The sequence below is a fragment of the Methanothermobacter sp. DP genome, from assembly GCF_026692625.1.
Classification (GTDB): domain Archaea; phylum Methanobacteriota; class Methanobacteria; order Methanobacteriales; family Methanothermobacteraceae; genus Methanothermobacter; species Methanothermobacter marburgensis.
The window spans coordinates 741,094-757,263 of record NZ_CP113501.1; the positions used below are offsets into that span (position 1 = coordinate 741,094).

Below are 16,170 nucleotides of genomic sequence, written 5' to 3' on the forward strand. Positions count from 1 at the left end.
TGTATTATACATGGGGGTGTTCTATGGACAGAAACCTCAAGATATTCATCGCAGCAATGATCATTCTTTCGGTTATATCACAGTTTTCAGCCTTCAAAAATGACATTGTATCCCTGATAACTGTAATAACAAACCTTGCAGCATTTCTGGGACTTATATACGCCAGTATCTACGCCAGAAAGGTCTATCCCCACCTCTACCTTACCCTGATACTTTTATCCGCTGGCCAGTTCTTCTCCTTTCTGGGTGACCTTACCTGGTTCATTCTTGAAAGCATACTCCTGCAGAGACCATTCCCATCAGCTGCCGACGTATTTTACCTGATATACTATCCCGTATTCGCAGCTGGAATCTTCAGTGTGCCTGTAAGGAGGTATTCCGACCTCAAATCAATCACGGATCTCATGATAATCCTTGTGGCATCCCTATCAGCGAGCTGGGTTTTCCTTGTGAAGCCAACAGTTCTTGCAGGGGAGAATCTCCTGGAGCTTGCTGTCTCAACACTCTACATCATCGGTGACCTTATCATAATTTTTATGCTCATGGACCTAATTGTAAACAAGCTTGGAAAGTTCCGCTCAAAAACACTCTATATATTCCTCATGAGCATCATCATCCTTATCATCGCAGATATATTGTTCGTTTACCAGGGCATCATCGGAGCTTTTTCTGGAGGTCTTCAGGATCTACTCTGGCCTCTGAGCTACCTGTTACTCCTGGTTGCGGCGGACGAGTTCTTCAGGGAGGACTGGTCAAAACCCGTCTATGTCGAGAGGAGGCTCTCAATTATCACATACCTCCCCCACATATTTATAGTGCTATTCTACCTTTTAACAGTATACAGCATCCTTGAAATTGGTGTTTATCACTCGAATGAACTCATTCTATCTCTTGGGGTCATCATAGTACTTTTCGTCTTAAGACAGCACCTCTCCATGAGGGAAAACCTCACCCTTCTGAATGAGGTTGAAAATGAGAGGAAAAGAACTGAGAATTACCTAGAGGTGGCAGGCTCCCTCATAATGGTGCTGGATGCCAGGAACCGGGTGAAACTCATAAACAGGAGAGGGCTTGAAATCCTTGAATGTGAACGTGGAGAAGTTGAGGGCAAAAACTGGTTCACGGGCTTTGTACCCCCTGAGGACCGTAAGTGGCGCGAGGAACTCTACAACAGTAAGATCAGTTCAGGTGAGGACGGTTACCACCTGACAGGAAATATAATGACCTGTAAGGGTAAAAGAAAGACCGCGGCATGGCAGGTGAGGTTCCTGAGAGAAAATGGTGAGTTCGCAGGGAGCATAATCTCAGGTGAGGATATAACAGAGATTCAAAGGGCCAGAAAAGCCCTTGAGATGAGTGAGAAGAGGTACAGGGAGATATTTGAACTTGCGCCAAGCCCAATAATCTCACTGGGAGAGGAACTCACCATAAGGGACTGTAACAACCGGGCGGAATCCGTTCTGGGATACCAGAAAGAGGATCTTGAGGGAAGAAACCTCAGGGAATTCATCCATCCTGAGGATTCAGATGAAGAGATTGAGGGAAGCCGTCGCCTCCTCAAATCCGATGGTGAAATCATATATGCGAACCTCAAGCTTACACGTGTCGGGGATGAACTCATCCTCATAGTGGAGGACCAGACCGATATAATCAGGTCCCTCAGGGAGAAGGAGCTGCTACTCCGGGAGATACACCACCGTGTCAAGAACAACCTCCAGATAATCTCAAGCCTCCTCAGCATACAGGAGCGCAAGCTTGAATCAGAGGAACTCTCAAGGGTCCTCAGGGAGAGCCGTGACCGTATAAGGTCCATTGCCCTTGTCCACGAGCACCTCTACCGCTCAACAGACCTCACAACAATAAGGATAAGGGACTACCTCATGAACCTTATCTCAAAGATAAGCCAGGGGCAGGTGGAGAAGGGCTCTATCATGATCGAGACAGATATAGAGGACCTTGAATTCAACCTTGAGACAAGTCTCCCTGTTGGACTCATAGTCAATGAACTCGTCACCAATTCACTGGAACACTCAGGTGCAGAGAACATAAGGGTGGAGTTGAGGGGCCTCAATGGATGCTTTGAACTCTTGGTCTCAGATGATGGGAGGGGAGTTGAGTCCCCAGAGGTACTTGAGGGATCAGGTAACATGGGATGGTACCTTGTAAGGGCCCTTTCAGATCAGCTTGACGCCGACATGAACATTGAAACAGGAGGTGGTTTAACCGTCACCCTCAGGTTCAGGGAGCTTGGATACACAGAAAGATACTGAGTGGTATCATGAAGTTTCGAATAACAGACAGGATCCCATCAGCCACCCCAGACATGTCCACGGCTGATGTCCTCAGAAATATAAGGAAAAAAGTTGGGGAATATGACAGCATAGACTACGTCTACGTCCTTGAGGATGGTAAACTTCTGGGTGTCGCATCCATGAGGGAACTTCTCTCCACCGATGGAAAACTCGGTGACCTCATGCGGAGGGACATTATATCCTTAACCCCTGAAGATGACCCGTTTGATATACCCTACCTGGCACTTTCACATGGAATTAAGGCCATTCCCGTGGTTGACTATGAGGGCAGATTTATGGGTGTGGTGACCCATGATGAGATCATAAGGATACTGAAGATGGAGGCCGACCGGGACATCCTGCACTTCGGGGGAGTATTCCACAGGGTCATCGACCAGGAGCCAGGGGCACTGAACATGGTGAGGTCAAGGGTTCCCTGGCTGGTGGTGGGGGTCATAGGTGGTACCATCACAGCGGCACTCATAGGGAGCTTTGAGGACCTCCTATCAGAGTTCATAGCACTGGCATCATTCATACCCATAATGGTTTACATGAGTGACGCCGTCGGAACCCAGTCAGAGGCCCTTATAATACGTAAGATCGCTGTGGACCCCTCAATGAGGCCTCTCCTCTATATTAGAAGGGAGGTTATGGTGGCGGCAGGGATAGGGGCTCTTTCCTCTGCCTTCGCTGGTTTGATGGCGGGTCTTACAAGGATGAACCCTTCACTGGGGTTGATCGTCTTCATATCAATGTTTTTCAGTGTTCTTGCAGCTGTCTTCATATCCACAGCATCCCCCCTGGTATTCCGGAGGCTCGGCTTCGACCCGGCGGTTGCAACAGGTCCCCTTGCAACCATACTCAGTGACTTCACAACAACACTGATATACCTGAGTGTTGCATCATCACTCCTCTAACTAGTAGGGTGGCGAAGGTGGAGGAGTTATGCCAGCATCATCACTTCTGTAACAGGAGGCCTTTCATGGATCATGAAGAGAAAATTGAAGAACTGAAGTTTGAGATAAAGGAGAATGATAAAAGGATAAGGGAACTTGAACTGAAGCTCGCCGATTGCAGGGGACGTGTCGATGAGCTGAGGTCCGAGAAGTCGGAACTGCAGGAGGAGGTCAACAGGCTCCAGGTCATGAAGCTTGACCTCAAGCTCAGGAACATCCAGGAACTCGAGGATGAAAACAACCGCCTCAAGCACAGGATAGAGATAACCAAGGGCCTCCTTGACGATGCCCGGGAAAGGCTTGAGGTTCTTGAGGGCGTTGTGGACGAGTTTCTGAATCAGGGATTAACCGGGAGGTTGATGGGGAGGGAACCTGAAGGTCTACTCTACTACAGGAAAAGGTTCGGGGACTGAAAAATTGCATGAGGATTGAAAATTATTCATCCCTTAGCGGCATTTCCATTAATTTTTTCATAATTTCAATGAAAAGGTGTATATCCACCATGCAACATAATCTATATATCAGATGTTAGGAGTGATTCATATGGAACCATATGGTGGGGGAGATGGCCGCGTAAGGTGGGTGACACCTGCATGGCTCATGGAGAACCTGGAGGATGTTGCAGTAATTGACTGCCAGCCCAACATCCACGACTACATACTTGAGCACATACCAGGGGCAGTTTACCTCAACGAGGGTCTCTTCAGGGAGCCACGTGGTATTGCACCTGCGATGTACATCCCAAAAGACGCCGCAGAAGCAATATTCAGACAGGCCGGTGTTGAAAACAGGCAAACCGTTGTATACACCGCCACCGGCGGAGTCAAGGGATGGGGTGACGGACTCGAGCAGACCATGGTTGCCTACAGCCTTGCAAGGTTCGGACACGAAGAGGTCCTTGTGCTGAACGGGGGATTTGCAGAGTGGAAGAACGCCGGGGGAGAGGTTACAAAGGTCTTCCCTGAGGTGGATGAATCAGATTTTGCTGTTAGAGAGCAGGAGGACTTCTACATAGAGTACCCTGAGTTCAAGAGTATAAAGGATGATGATGACGTCCTGGTACTTGATGCAAGACCAGCAGAGGTCTATGAGGGTCAGGGGCCCTGGATAAAACCTGGCCACATCCCGGGTGCGGTTAACCTTCCATGGGCCAGCCTCATGGACGATGAAAACAAGACACTTCTGAAACCAGAGGATGAAATAAGGGAAATAGTGGAGTCTGTGGGGGCAACACCAGACAAGAAAATCATCTGCACCTGTGGAACCGGAAGAGAGGCCACCAACGAGTTCCTCCTGTTTAAGTGGTACCTCGGATACCCCGATGTGAGGATATATGAGGGTTCATTCACCGAGTGGACCCAGATAGAGGACAACCCAACGGTTACAGGTCCAAACCCATACTGAAACCTCAAATTCCTTTTTTTGTTTTAACTAAAGTCTGTTTTAAGCTCAGTCTTGTATTAACTGAAGTCTGTTTTAAGCTCTGATCCTGCAAAGAGGAGCACCGCCAGGGCTGCGGATACATTGAGTATCATTAGGAAAACTCCCCCTGCGATGGTTGACTGGACAGGGAAGAGGAAGTAGGATAGGTTACCGGTTGTGTGGATTATCATGGTGGCCAGTATGCTCCCTGTTGAGTTGTAAACCCATGTGTATATCACCGAGGCAGATATTATGAGGATCATGAAGCTCCAGAAGGGTACCTGTGACTGTATACTGCCCTGTATAAAGAACAGGGGTATGTGCCAGAGGCCCCAGATGATCCCAATTATTATTGCCGCGTAGATGGGGGAGTGCCTCTCCTGGAGCCTTGGAAGTGCATACCCCCTCCACCCGAATTCCTCCTGCAGAGGACCTCCAAGGAAGAGGATGTAAAGGAACACCAGAGGAACAATTAGGGGGTTAGAGGTCCAGTAGAGGAATGGCTGTGGGTCACCCCAGAGAACACCCAGGTAAAGTGAAAGAGCCGTTATAACAGGGAAGAGGAGGAGGATTATGGCCCACCAGATCCTCGGGAAATCACGTTTAATTCCCTTCCTCAGGAATGCGACAAGCTCATCCCTTCCCCCATACCTGTAGGTCAGGATGATTGCAGCAAGGGTTGGCCCAAAGGCTGCAGGGTTGTAGGGGCTTCTGAGAAAGGACTGAATGGGTTCAGGGAATGTGAAGCCATTTGAGATCATTGCAACGGGTATCCAGAGTATCCATGAAAACAAAAAGGTGACCATTAAAAAGTCTGATATACGCTCACTCTTCAATGCAATCTCCTCCTGGACTTAAAAGGTCATCCATTAACAGAACAGGGTATCTCAGATCATCCTCAATAAAGATACACATTATAGGTTCCACTGATACGGCATTTATAGTTTTTCCGGTTAAAGCGAAGGTTAACCTGAATACAGGCACAATAACCCTTCCATCCACGTTCAGGGCCTCAGCCGAATACGTGAAATCAACAATCTTCATTGACCACCACCACATGAAATTCCTGTAAATCCACAAAGCAATCAAAAATCCGCATAAATCTCACAAGTTCATTATAATTTCCTGAATCCCATAACAAGGTCCCTGAATGGTTTCCTAAGGAGAAACATGGTAAAAACCAGGACAGGTTTCAGTGGCCTGATGCTCATTTCAAGTTCGATTTTTCCGTTCATATCTCCACTGAGGAAATCCGGGACCGCATTTATTTCAATGTTCCTTAAGGAGGATGTCAGTGCTGAAAGGGTCCAGAGGTAACCTGTAATGATTGCTGTGTCAGATGCATCACCGGTTCCCACTGAAACTCTTATCCCGAGCCTCCTTATGGTTATGGAGGATATTGTGGTCCTTAAAAGGTCCATTATGTACCTCCTTGCCCTCCAGGTACTTCTGAAAATCCATTTCATGGCTGCAGGCTTCACTGCACCCCCATCCCCCTTCTTACTTCCCCCATTAAAGCTTCTGGTTAAAATTCTAACCCTCCATAGAGTGACCCCTATTCTGAAGTCGGTTCTCCCCCCATCCCTGACAATCCTCATGATAACAGTATACCTTGATATAAGGGCCAGCAAAACGGCTGCAAGTGAAAATGAGATGATTATGAGGAGGATATTCATGGGCTATCTCATTCTTCGCTCTCAGTTTCAGGTTCACTTTTATCTGAAATCTCCCGTATTATATCTGTAACGGTGGATCCAAGTTCCTGTATGATCCGCCCTGTGCTCCCTGATCTGAGGTCAATCACCCTAACACCCTCCGGGCCCTCAACACCCTTAAGGAGAACTATCATGGCCACTGGTTCAGCTCCAGCAGCAGCACCTGCACCGCTTCCAGAGCCCCCCTCAGACTCAGAGGATGTTCCCTCACCCATACCGGCACCGAACCCGACGCCCATCTTCATGAGTGGTATTAGAACCTTATCCTCTGTCTCGATTGCCTCACCCACAAGGTTCTTCACATCCAGGAGCTTGCGGAGCTCTTCAACTGTTGTTTTAATTGGTTCTTCAATTTTCATTTTAAATCACATTACACTGTATGTATGTTCAACCATATCAGCCTTACCTAGATCAAAACACTTATATGTGCCCCTTTTACAAATTATTAACATTGGAGACGGTAAGATGGATACGAAAATCGTTGCTTTAATTGCTGTGCTTCTCATTGCAGGTGTCTCAGCAGGTGTTTACCTCTTCACCCCAACAGGGAGCACGCATAACATGGGACTTAAAGAAAATGAAAATTTGAGTGAGAAAAAAAATAATACCCCAGGTGCAGCCAAAATCATTGCAACCCAGATCGGCCCCAAGTCTGCAAAGCCAGGTACAAATGTCACCATTAAATGCAGGATAAAAAATGAAGGTACAGGACCAGCAAAGAACGTTACGATCGCATCACAGGACTTTGAAAGGTTCTTTGATGTTATAGCCGCGGGAAAAGAGGTGGAGTTCGAGGCACAGATCTACATACCCACCGAGGAAGAGATTAAGATTGAATTCGGGGAAGAAGCCAGACTAACAAGCCCATACTTCATAGGTGGTTTCGGCGTAACCTACACTGACTTAAGGGGAAAACACAGTTTAACTTCCAATCCTGTGGAGATACCCCTCCAGATCTAATTTATTTTATAACATTCTAAAATCAGGGCCAAAATTTATTTTATAAAAAAGAAAGAACCCATCAATCATAAAAAAAGGGGGGAAATGAATCAATCAGGTTTTTTGACAGGAATCTGAACCTCTGTGAGAAGTTCCGATTCATCCACCTCCAGTGGACTGTTGAGGTAGATCTCAGTTACCGGACCTGCAATTTCATAGCCATTTTCAGTGGCATAATCGATTAAGGCATGGATTGCAGGACCCACCTCAGTGTATGGCCCCTCATGAAGTGTTGCAAGGACCCTGTGGGCAGGTAAATTCTTTATCTTAATTTTTTCAGACGGCTCCGCCTCACCTGCAATGGAGACCCCAATCTCATAGACGAGTTCATCCTCACTTACATCCTCTGGACTGTTATAGTAGGTCCCGTATACACGTCCCATCATCTGCAGTCCATTCCCTATGACCCACTCTGCAACCTCAGCTATGTACTGGGGTATACGGTCATAGCTACCAGAACACTCCCTGTAGGCAACCCGAACCCCTTCAACCATCTTCTCAGTTATCTCCATAAAAGACCTCCCCTTGAGTTATAGTTATGCGTCAAATGATAAAAATTTATCTAAAATGTGTTACTCCACTTCACATCCGGACAAGCACCACGCCCCCAACAACCATTAACAACCCGATGGCCTTCGCCGCCGTTACCCTCTCACCCAGCAGGAAAGCCGCAACTATGAGGGTGAATATGGGGAATGCCGCAACCACGGGTACAACTATTGATGCCTCCCCTGATTTGAGTGCATAGTAATAAAATAGCTGTCCCAGAAGTGCTGCTGATATACCATCCAGTGCCAGGAAGAACCATCCCCTCGGACCCACATCTGAGAGAGCATCGAAACCGCCGCTGAACATCACCCATGAGAGCATGACCACTGTTATGACGGAACTTCTTATTGTAAGCGCGATACCAGGGTTAACGCCCTCAAGTCCTATCTTGCTGAAGATTGGAGCCAGACCAAACATCAATGCTGCAAGGAGCGCAAATAGCACGTAGTTCAATACATCACCTCTGAGGATATGTAACTCAAAGATATGTTGGATTTTCCAATAAAATAATTTTAAGGAAAAGTCTGGATGGATAAAAACAGTGCAGAATACCAGAAAAAAATCAATAAGAGAGTCATAACCTAATTAGAACCCGGCATCAATATTTATCTGCTTCCCCAACAGATATGTTTGATGTGTGGTGTAACAATGATACTCATAGTCGGTGGAGCAGGTTATATTGGTTCACATGTCAATAAGTTCCTCTCAGAGAGGGGATATGAAACCCTCATCCTGGATAACCTCACAAAGGGGCACAGAGAATCTGTAAAGTGGGGCAGATTCATTGAGGGTGACCTGGGCGACAGGAGACTTCTTGGAAGGATTTTAACCAGATACGATGTTGAGGCAGTTATGCACTTTGCGGCGTTCACAGATGTGGGGGAATCTGTCCAGAAACCAGGGGACTACTACAGGAACAACGTGATGAATACCCTGAACCTCCTTGATTCCATGCGGGAGAATGGTGTCAGCAAATTTATATTCTCATCAACATGCGCCGTCTACGGCAACCCATCCGAAATCCCTATAACCGAGGAACACCCCCTCAACCCCATAAGCCCCTACGGAAGGTCCAAACTCATGGTTGAGGAGGTACTCAGGGACTACAGTGATGCATATGGCCTCAGCTATGTATCACTCCGCTACTTCAACGCAGCAGGTGCAGACCCTGAAGGGGAAATCGGGGAGCTCCACGACCCTGAAACCCACCTCATACCCATAGTACTGGATGCCGCAATGGGTCTGAGGGACTCTGTAAGGATCTTCGGGACAGACTATCCCACACCAGACGGGACATGCATAAGGGACTACATACACGTTATGGACCTTGCAGACGCCCACTGGAGAGCCCTTGAATACCTTGAAGGTGAAAGGAGTGGCGTATTCAACCTTGGAAACGGGAACGGGTTCTCTGTGAGGGAAGTCATAGAAACCTGCAGAGAGGTTACAGGTGCCAGTATAAGGGCTGTGGAGGATGAAAGAAGGCCGGGAGACCCTCCAGAACTTGTTGGAAGTTCAGAAAGGGCACTTGAAATCCTCGGGTGGAGGCCCGTTTTCACTGAACTTGAGGAAATCATCAAAACAGCATGGAACTGGCATAGAACTGCAAAAAAATGATTTGATGTGTCCTTATAATTCTCAAGGTGATTGAGATGAAAATTACCGTAACAGGGGATGTAACAGTTGACTGGATCCAGTGGCCTGTCAGGCAGGACGCTGGGGGTTCCATGTTCAACTGGAAAACCCACCTGGGTTTCAAAAGAAGGGCACTTGAGGGTGGTGCCCTCCTCACCGCAAGGATGCTCAGGAGCCTTATGGATGTCAACCACCCATCACTATCGTGCAGACCTGAAAAAACGGATCCTTCAGAGTTCATACACTCATTTGCAGAGTTAAAGCCCTCAGGTGACGGCTACCACGTTAAGAGATTCATGGGCTACACAGGACCAGATGATGGTCTCCCATCGATGCCATTCAGATTCAGGGACGATGATGCAGATATTGTCGTCATCGATGATGCGGGAAATGGTTTCAGAGAAATGAAGGAAAAATGGCCCTCATCCATAATTGATGGTGACCCAACCACAGTACTCAAAATGTCATCCCCCCTATTCAGCGGCAGCCTCTGGGAGCACCTCCTTGAAAGGAAGCGAGAAAACCTTATCCTCATAATAACCATGGAGGACCTCAGGGAGTACGGTGCCAATATAAGCAGGAGACTCTCCTGGGAGAGGACAGCAGAGGACTTCATGTGGCAGATGAAAAACAACCCGACACTTAAGGACATACAGGACCTCAGGATGATCGTCCGCGTTGGACTGGAGGGCGCCATATACTATGATAGGGGTGATGCCAGGTTATTCTACCACCCACAGATATTCGAGGGCAACCTCATCGAGAGGGCCCCAGGTAAAATGCAGGGATGTGGATGCGCATTCACAGCGGGATTCACATCGGCACTGAGCGAAGGACTCGGAATTGATAACTCGGTGAGAAGAGGGATGGCTGCTGCCGCTGAACTCCTTTCCCTGGGGTTTTCTGAGGAACCTGACTACCCCATAGGTGATATATTCAGTTCAGGGGGTGAGGATATCGGCGCCGTTGACATACCCCACCACTCGAAGGGTCTCTGGACAATCGCCGACTCACCACCACTCTTTGATATAGAGGCCGTTTCAAGGTACATCGTGATAAACGGTTACAGGAGAAGAAAATGTCCACTTCCTGTTGCACACTTTGGTAAACTCATAACAGCGGACCGGAGGGAAATTGAGGGTTATCAGAGCATAAGGAATCTCCTGATGGAATACATGAAAAATGAGAACCCTGAAAGACCCCTCTGTATCGGGGTTTTTGGTCCTCCAGGGGCTGGTAAGTCATTCGCTGTGAGCCAGCTGGCTGCAAGTGTGGATCCTGAGAGAATAAAACCCCTGAACTTCAACATATCCCAGTTCAGGGATGAGGATGACCTCATAGACGCCTTTCATCAGATAAGGGATGTGGTTCTTGAGGGTATGGTTCCCCAGGCATTCTTTGACGAATTCGACTCACCCATGATGGGTAAAAGGCTTGGATGGATCAGGTACTTCCTGGCGCCCATGCAGGACGGGGAGTTCCGGGAGGGGGACAGCATGCACCCCCTGGGTAAATCCATACTTGTATTTGCCGGTGGTACAAGCAGCACATTCCAGGAGTTCGAGTCACAGGACCCTGAAATTCTGAGGGAAGCCAAGGTGAGGGACTTCATAAGCAGGCTCCGGGGCTATGTGAATATCATCGGCCCCGATCCACAGCACAGGCGAGACAAATTTTTTATGCTGAGGAGGGCAATACTCTTAAGGTCCATGTTTGAGAGGAAGACCCCACACCTCTTTGATGGGGACGGACGCCTCAGGATCGATGATGGGGTGCTGAATGCATTCCTCAGGATCCCAGAGTACAGGCATGGTGTGAGGTCAATGGAGGCCATACTCGAGATGAGCATGCTGCAGGACGTTAAGAAGTTCGAAAAGGCTTCCCTTCCATCAGCCGGACAGCTGGACCTTCACGTTGATGGGGAACTATTTCAGAGGATGGTCATGAAGAATTAGGTGGTAACTTGGAGAGGCGAAGGATTCTCAGACCAGAGGATTACATTGACAGGATCAGGTACCTTAATCTAAGGGCCGAGGAGTATGCAGAGGCAGGGGACGTGAAAAGAACCGCTGATACACTCTTCAAAATGGGGAGAGAATACCATAAACTTCAGAAGACTGATCTCGCCCTTGAGAGTTACAGGAACGCCCTTGAACTCTACAGGGAGGAACACGACCCGCGCGAGGCTGATGTATCATTCTGCATGGGTAAAATCTATGAGAGGAAGGGTAAACTGAAGAGGGCAGGGTGGTTCTACAACCTTGCAGCGTCAGGTTTCAGAAGGGTAAGCGATCTCAAAAATGAATCAGAGGCTGTTCTACACAGTGCAAGGGTTCTTGAAAGGCTCGGGAAGCATGATGAGGCGATTGATGCATATAAACGTTATAATGAGATCTGTCTAAGGAACCAGGAGAAGGTCAAGGTACTTGTTGCATATGCAAAGATGAAGGAGCTGGAGGATCAGCTCAGTGATGAGTTCCTCAGGTACAACACCTCGGTGCTCCTCCTATACCTTTCCATCCTCGTTATTGCAGAGTACACAACAACCTTTATAAGCATGAAACTGGGGCTTGTGATTCACACAGTGCTTCTCTTTGCCCTCTTTATCCACTCATCACTCTCAAAGAAAAAGATGAAGGTTCTCCTTGCCGCCATGATGATGCTTCCCATCATAAGGATCGTGGGACTTTCAATGCCCCTCACAGTTGTAAAGCACCTCTACTGGTACATAATAATAGCGGTTCCGCTTTTTGCAGCATCAGCAGCCCTCATGAGAACCCAGAAACTCACAAGGGACGATGCAGGATTGAACTTAAGGAGGTTACGGTGGCAGGTTGCAGTTGCACTTACAGGTTTTCCAATGGGGTACATTGAATACCAGATACTCAGGCCAGAGGCCCTCATCCCCCATCTCTCAGTTCAGAATTTTATTCTGGGCTTTACTGTTATGCTCATAGGGACTGGACTTGCTGAAGAACTCCTCTTCAGGGGTATTGTTCAGAGGAACGCCGAAGATGTTATGGGAAAGGTTCCAGGGCTCCTCTATGCATCACTACTATTCACGGCGCTTCATGTGGGCTGGAAATCCGGTTACGACCTTATATTTGTGTTCAGCGTTGCATTGGTGTATGGTATTGTATTCCAGAGAACAAGGAGTATTGCAGGTATAACGGTATCACACGGGATATCAAATTCCATACTCTTCCTTGTAATGCCGTTTCTATGAGTAAAAAAGGACCTTAAAAAATTATATTTTTTTTAGTACTTGGAAATGAGGTCCCTGAGGTAATCAACCAGTTCTGACCTTATCTCATCATCCCTCATGGCAAATTCAAGGGATGTCTTAAGCCAGTCAACCCTGTTACCTATATCATAGGTTTTGCCCCTGAAAACACAGCCATAGACTGTTTTAAGTTCCCTCATGGCATCAGTCAGCTGGATCTCACCCCCAAATCCTGGGGGAACGTTCTCTATGTGATCAAATATTTCACTTTCAAGAACGTATCTTCCCATTATGGCAAGATTCGATGGAGCCTCACTGACGGCGGGTTTTTCTACCATATCCTCTATGCTGTAGATTCCAGCGCTGACCTCCCTCCCATCAATGATACCGTACCTTTCAACCTTATCCCTTGGGACCTCCTCAACGGCAATGGCAGAGGCACCGTACCTTTCATATATGTCCATGAGCTGACGGGTGCATGGGACATCAGATGAGGTTATTGTATCACCAAGGAGAACAGCGAAGGCGTCCTCACCATCTATGTGTTTTCTCGCACAGTATATCGCATCCCCCAGTCCCTTCTGCTCCTTCTGCCTCACAAAGTATATGTCTGCAAGGTCCGAGATGGCCTCAACCTCGTCAAGGTACTCCTTTTTGTTGTTCTTCCTGAGGAAATATTCAAGTTCAAAGGACCGGTCAAAGTGGTCCTCAATTGACCTTTTACCCTTACCTGTTATTATGAGGATGTCGTCTATGCCTGAAGCCACAGCCTCCTCCACAACGTACTGGATTGTTGGTTTATCAAATACCGGTAACATCTCCTTGGGCTGTGCCTTGGTTGCAGGAAGAAAACGGGTCCCAAGACCAGCTGCTGGTATAACTGCCTTCATGAAAAAACCTCCATTTAATAAAAAGAAAAAAAGTTTTTTAACCACCCGCTGCAAGTGTGCATAGAACCGGAGGTGCCAGCTGTGTTATTGTAACGGTTCCGTCCGCGTTTACTGTGATGAGAAGCTCAACATAAACTGACCTTATACCCTTGAGGAACTCAGCGCCCTTTGTGGGATCCTGTGTTATGTTAACCTGGTTTGATGTTATACTGGATAATGAATAGAATACGTGTGAAGCTGTGAGGAGATAAGCGTTTGTCTCATCAGATATTTTATCCTCTGTGCCTGCATTGACTGTCATATTGAGTGTTGCGTTTCCTGTTTTGTTTCCGTGCGGATCAAGCCACATCTTCATGGTGAATGTTGTTCCGGCGGGTAAGGATCCATTGTAGCCAAGTTCCTTGGATAGGTCCACTGAGACCTTTCCGCCAGGCTGGGTCCATGAGTCAATGTAAATGTTTGTAAGTGATCCATCAGCCTTTGATACGTTCTCCGCCACTGCCACGGCATGTACCTGGTGGTCAGTAGCGTGGTTGCTCATTGCAAGAAGTGTGTCGCCTGCTGCAGGGGGTGCCACCGTTGGATTCCTGGTCATAAGGGCTGCTGCGCCCACTATGACAAGAATAGCCACAATTACCAGTATTAAAGCGTTTCTGTTCATTTTAAACCCCCTAGACTATTGTTAGAACCCTGTATATTACGATCGCTGCGAATACTATGAGTAGCGGCAGGATTGCCACATTGGACCCCGAAACCATGGCCTTTATTGTTTCGTTTCCTGTTTCGTCCGAGCTTAAAATCTCCTTGAGAGCAAGGAAACCGATCAGTGCAATCACTGCTATTATGCTGTATGTCATTACATCAGCGGTGGTTACGGTGGTGGTTGTTGTCGTTGTAACGGTAGAAATCATTTCTAACCTCCACTTAATTCTTTTTTTATGGTAATTAATAAAGTTTTCTATTTCTAACCTTAACTTCTTATTTTTTTATGATAATATAATAAAGTTTTTCTATACAGTTAAAATCTTCAATCTATGGAAAGATGAATCCAATTTTAGGTTTTTTTATATAAAGTTAACATCATCATGGAACTATAAGTCCAAATTTCTCTTCCAGAAGACCCCTGAATGTCTCAGCATCCATTCCATGGATCTTCAATGTTTTATGTCTGCTTTTATGACCTGATACTATATCAGTTTTCGTGTTAAAGGCAGATGAAAACTCCTTTATTATCTCCCTGTTGGCTCTGCCCTTCTCTGGGGGTGCCCTTATCTTAACCTCAATTCTCTTCCTCCACTCATTGTAAGATCTGACCTCGAATCTACCTGAAGCAGGGGAGACTTCAATATCCACAAGGAGATCATCTCCCACCTCTCTAAGACAGGACAAAAATAATCACCTCCATTGATTCTGAAGCTGCACTCATAAACGATTTCTTTTCACTGCATCCTTAAAGAATGATTTGCTCTCTTTTCCCCATCAGACCGCAAAGTTTAAATAGTAAAACATAGATAATTTGTTCCACTCCCCGTTAAGCACTGATTTTTCCCATGCAGGGGTGGTCGAGCGGTCAAAGGCGCTAGGTTGAGGGCCTAGTGGGGGAGTCCCTTCGCGGGTTCGAATCCCGTCCCCTGCACTCCTATTTCATGATTAGCACTTTAAAATTCCATCTGAATTCCAATTCATTGGAAAACTGGCAATTGTTAAAAAACAATCGGAACTAATCAGAATCATCATATTCAACTATTATTTGTTAAAAAACAACCGGAACTAATCAGAATCATCATATTCAACTATTATTTCAACAGTGAGGTCCTTGCCCTCCATTAGATCCTTCACTAACCTTCTGTCAAGGTCGCATGCAGCCTTATCAGCCCCTATCATGAGTGTTCTGCCACAGATGTAATTGCTTTTACGGCACACGATATCCGTTGGGTGATCCAGAGTGAGGTCGGGGTGTCCGTAACCAATTATTTCATCAAAACCATTTTCAGTGCGCAGCACGACCCTCACACGCGACGATTCCCCTGCTATGGCAGACCTCATCTCATCAGGAATTGTTGAAACAGAATCCGATGATGAAACACCTATTATACAGTCTGCGGTTTTACCTATTTCAGGGTCAGCTGTGACCTCAAATGTTGTCCTGTGCTCTGCAGTGACGTTGGGGTGACCCCTCGCCCTCAGAGTGTACCTGACCTCAGCCATTCCACCACCACGTGAGTTTGAGGTCCCTGCAGGGCCCCGCAAAAAAAGTTCGACTGGCAAAATCTACTCTGCCTTGGTACCTCCCCATAGGGCTACAAGCCCAACGATAATTTTAAGGGCAGCGTGCCATACCGGGTCCTTGAGAGCCGGGTACGGGATCCCAAGGTAACCCAGTATACCCATGAGTACGAGTATTATACCAATTATGTAAAGCAACCATTTTGCCACTGCCATGGTATCACCCCCAATACCTGGGTGCCCTGCAGAAACCAGAATATAATT

General features: G+C 47.1%; 20 protein-coding genes and 1 tRNA gene. 9 read left to right on the plus strand and 12 right to left on the minus strand.

What is annotated here, in order from left to right:
* Positions 1-23 precede the first annotated feature (23 nt).
* From OXN82_RS03945 to OXN82_RS03960, 4 genes are all read left to right on the plus strand, one after another.
* On the plus strand, positions 24-2,270 hold the full coding sequence (locus OXN82_RS03945; protein WP_321212030.1) for a PAS domain S-box protein: 2,247 nt from the start codon (positions 24-26) through the stop codon (positions 2,268-2,270).
* An 8-nt stretch (positions 2,271-2,278) separates the two neighbouring features.
* The gene (locus OXN82_RS03950; protein ID WP_321212031.1) at positions 2,279-3,208 is read left to right on the plus strand and encodes a magnesium transporter; all 930 of its coding nucleotides are present in this window, start codon (positions 2,279-2,281) and stop codon (positions 3,206-3,208) included.
* A 65-nt stretch (positions 3,209-3,273) separates the two neighbouring features.
* Positions 3,274-3,660, plus strand: coding sequence for a hypothetical protein (locus OXN82_RS03955; protein ID WP_321212032.1), 387 nt, complete (start codon positions 3,274-3,276; stop codon positions 3,658-3,660).
* A 130-nt stretch (positions 3,661-3,790) separates the two neighbouring features.
* The gene (locus OXN82_RS03960) at positions 3,791-4,651 is read left to right on the plus strand and encodes a sulfurtransferase (protein WP_321212033.1); all 861 of its coding nucleotides are present in this window, start codon (positions 3,791-3,793) and stop codon (positions 4,649-4,651) included.
* 56 nt (positions 4,652-4,707) lie between these two features.
* Here OXN82_RS03960 and OXN82_RS03965 read toward each other — a convergent pair whose 3' ends face one another.
* From OXN82_RS03965 to OXN82_RS03980, 4 genes are all read right to left on the minus strand, one after another.
* The gene (locus OXN82_RS03965; protein WP_321212034.1) at positions 4,708-5,505 is read right to left on the minus strand and encodes a type II CAAX endopeptidase family protein; all 798 of its coding nucleotides are present in this window, start codon (positions 5,503-5,505) and stop codon (positions 4,708-4,710) included.
* Positions 5,495-5,713 (minus strand): hypothetical protein, encoded by a 219-nt coding sequence (locus tag OXN82_RS03970; protein ID WP_321212035.1) that lies wholly within the window; start codon positions 5,711-5,713, stop codon positions 5,495-5,497. Before OXN82_RS03970 ends, OXN82_RS03965 begins: the two co-directional genes overlap by 11 nt.
* 71 nt (positions 5,714-5,784) lie before the next feature.
* A complete protein-coding gene (locus tag OXN82_RS03975) occupies positions 5,785-6,345 on the minus strand; it encodes a DUF2953 domain-containing protein (protein WP_321212036.1) in 561 nt (186 codons plus the stop codon).
* A gap of 8 nt (positions 6,346-6,353) precedes the next feature.
* On the minus strand, positions 6,354-6,743 hold the full coding sequence (locus OXN82_RS03980; RefSeq protein ID WP_321212037.1) for a GerW family sporulation protein: 390 nt from the start codon (positions 6,741-6,743) through the stop codon (positions 6,354-6,356).
* A gap of 106 nt (positions 6,744-6,849) precedes the next feature.
* On the opposite strand from OXN82_RS03980, the gene OXN82_RS03985 reads away from it, so the two are divergent.
* Positions 6,850-7,344 carry a hypothetical protein gene (locus OXN82_RS03985; protein ID WP_321212038.1) on the plus strand — a complete coding sequence of 165 codons (495 nt, stop codon included), beginning with the start codon at positions 6,850-6,852 and terminating at the stop codon, positions 7,342-7,344.
* 89 nt (positions 7,345-7,433) lie between these two features.
* Here the strand turns inward: OXN82_RS03985 and OXN82_RS03990 are convergent, their stop codons facing one another.
* Complete coding sequence (locus OXN82_RS03990) at positions 7,434-7,895, minus strand: GyrI-like domain-containing protein (protein WP_321212039.1); 462 nt, start codon at positions 7,893-7,895, stop codon at positions 7,434-7,436.
* Between the two features lie 70 nt (positions 7,896-7,965).
* Complete coding sequence (locus OXN82_RS03995) at positions 7,966-8,376, minus strand: EamA family transporter (protein ID WP_321212151.1); 411 nt, start codon at positions 8,374-8,376, stop codon at positions 7,966-7,968.
* A gap of 204 nt (positions 8,377-8,580) precedes the next feature.
* Between OXN82_RS03995 and galE the strand changes: the two genes are divergently transcribed.
* Genes galE through OXN82_RS04010 form a run of 3 tightly spaced genes read left to right on the plus strand, consistent with a single transcriptional unit; the run spans position 8,581 to position 12,793 of the window.
* Positions 8,581-9,549, plus strand: coding sequence for a UDP-glucose 4-epimerase GalE (galE, locus tag OXN82_RS04000; RefSeq protein ID WP_321212040.1), 969 nt, complete (start codon positions 8,581-8,583; stop codon positions 9,547-9,549).
* 35 nt (positions 9,550-9,584) lie between these two features.
* Positions 9,585-11,522 carry a hypothetical protein gene (locus OXN82_RS04005; RefSeq protein ID WP_321212041.1) on the plus strand — a complete coding sequence of 646 codons (1,938 nt, stop codon included), beginning with the start codon at positions 9,585-9,587 and terminating at the stop codon, positions 11,520-11,522.
* Between the two features lie 8 nt (positions 11,523-11,530).
* Positions 11,531-12,793 (plus strand): type II CAAX prenyl endopeptidase Rce1 family protein, encoded by a 1,263-nt coding sequence (locus tag OXN82_RS04010; protein ID WP_321212042.1) that lies wholly within the window; start codon positions 11,531-11,533, stop codon positions 12,791-12,793.
* A gap of 32 nt (positions 12,794-12,825) precedes the next feature.
* Here the strand turns inward: OXN82_RS04010 and galU are convergent, their stop codons facing one another.
* The 4 genes from galU to OXN82_RS04030 all read right to left on the minus strand — a co-directional run bounded on the left by galU (position 12,826) and on the right by OXN82_RS04030 (position 15,069).
* Positions 12,826-13,680 carry a UTP--glucose-1-phosphate uridylyltransferase GalU gene (gene galU / locus OXN82_RS04015; RefSeq protein WP_321212043.1) on the minus strand — a complete coding sequence of 285 codons (855 nt, stop codon included), beginning with the start codon at positions 13,678-13,680 and terminating at the stop codon, positions 12,826-12,828.
* Positions 13,681-13,717: 37 nt separating this feature from the next.
* The gene (locus OXN82_RS04020) at positions 13,718-14,341 is read right to left on the minus strand and encodes a hypothetical protein (RefSeq protein ID WP_321212044.1); all 624 of its coding nucleotides are present in this window, start codon (positions 14,339-14,341) and stop codon (positions 13,718-13,720) included.
* Positions 14,342-14,351: 10 nt separating this feature from the next.
* The gene (locus OXN82_RS04025) at positions 14,352-14,591 is read right to left on the minus strand and encodes a hypothetical protein (RefSeq protein WP_013295836.1); all 240 of its coding nucleotides are present in this window, start codon (positions 14,589-14,591) and stop codon (positions 14,352-14,354) included.
* 172 nt (positions 14,592-14,763) lie between these two features.
* The gene (locus tag OXN82_RS04030; protein ID WP_321212045.1) at positions 14,764-15,069 is read right to left on the minus strand and encodes a DUF167 domain-containing protein; all 306 of its coding nucleotides are present in this window, start codon (positions 15,067-15,069) and stop codon (positions 14,764-14,766) included.
* Positions 15,070-15,232: 163 nt separating this feature from the next.
* Between OXN82_RS04030 and OXN82_RS04035 the strand changes: the two genes are divergently transcribed.
* Positions 15,233-15,316, plus strand: a tRNA-Leu gene (locus tag OXN82_RS04035).
* 134 nt (positions 15,317-15,450) lie between these two features.
* Here the strand turns inward: OXN82_RS04035 and OXN82_RS04040 are convergent.
* Both OXN82_RS04040 and OXN82_RS04045 read right to left on the minus strand, forming a co-directional pair.
* Positions 15,451-15,888 carry a DUF371 domain-containing protein gene (locus OXN82_RS04040; protein WP_321212046.1) on the minus strand — a complete coding sequence of 146 codons (438 nt, stop codon included), beginning with the start codon at positions 15,886-15,888 and terminating at the stop codon, positions 15,451-15,453.
* Between the two features lie 63 nt (positions 15,889-15,951).
* Entirely contained in the window at positions 15,952-16,122 is a 171-nt protein-coding gene (locus OXN82_RS04045; protein ID WP_187239630.1) for a hypothetical protein, read from the minus strand.
* Positions 16,123-16,170: the final 48 nt, after the last annotated feature.

Coding starts and splice junctions, on each gene's coding strand:
- OXN82_RS03970 (WP_321212035.1), bottom strand. CDS start 5,713: ATGAAGATTGTTGATTTCACGTATTCGGCTGAGGCCCTGAACGTGGAT.
- OXN82_RS03990 (WP_321212039.1), bottom strand. CDS start 7,895: ATGGAGATAACTGAGAAGATGGTTGAAGGGGTTCGGGTTGCCTACAGG.
- OXN82_RS03980 (WP_321212037.1), bottom strand. CDS start 6,743: ATGAAAATTGAAGAACCAATTAAAACAACAGTTGAAGAGCTCCGCAAG.
- OXN82_RS03945 (WP_321212030.1), top strand. CDS start 24: ATGGACAGAAACCTCAAGATATTCATCGCAGCAATGATCATTCTTTCG.
- OXN82_RS04045 (WP_187239630.1), bottom strand. CDS start 16,122: ATGGCAGTGGCAAAATGGTTGCTTTACATAATTGGTATAATACTCGTA.
- OXN82_RS04005 (WP_321212041.1), top strand. CDS start 9,585: ATGAAAATTACCGTAACAGGGGATGTAACAGTTGACTGGATCCAGTGG.
- OXN82_RS03955 (WP_321212032.1), top strand. CDS start 3,274: ATGGATCATGAAGAGAAAATTGAAGAACTGAAGTTTGAGATAAAGGAG.
- galU (WP_321212043.1), bottom strand. CDS start 13,680: ATGAAGGCAGTTATACCAGCAGCTGGTCTTGGGACCCGTTTTCTTCCT.
- OXN82_RS04020 (WP_321212044.1), bottom strand. CDS start 14,341: ATGAACAGAAACGCTTTAATACTGGTAATTGTGGCTATTCTTGTCATA.
- galE (WP_321212040.1), top strand. CDS start 8,581: ATGATACTCATAGTCGGTGGAGCAGGTTATATTGGTTCACATGTCAAT.
- OXN82_RS03950 (WP_321212031.1), top strand. CDS start 2,279: ATGAAGTTTCGAATAACAGACAGGATCCCATCAGCCACCCCAGACATG.
- OXN82_RS04040 (WP_321212046.1), bottom strand. CDS start 15,888: ATGGCTGAGGTCAGGTACACTCTGAGGGCGAGGGGTCACCCCAACGTC.
- OXN82_RS03960 (WP_321212033.1), top strand. CDS start 3,791: ATGGAACCATATGGTGGGGGAGATGGCCGCGTAAGGTGGGTGACACCT.
- OXN82_RS03985 (WP_321212038.1), top strand. CDS start 6,850: ATGGATACGAAAATCGTTGCTTTAATTGCTGTGCTTCTCATTGCAGGT.
- OXN82_RS04025 (WP_013295836.1), bottom strand. CDS start 14,591: ATGATTTCTACCGTTACAACGACAACAACCACCACCGTAACCACCGCT.
- OXN82_RS03975 (WP_321212036.1), bottom strand. CDS start 6,345: ATGAATATCCTCCTCATAATCATCTCATTTTCACTTGCAGCCGTTTTG.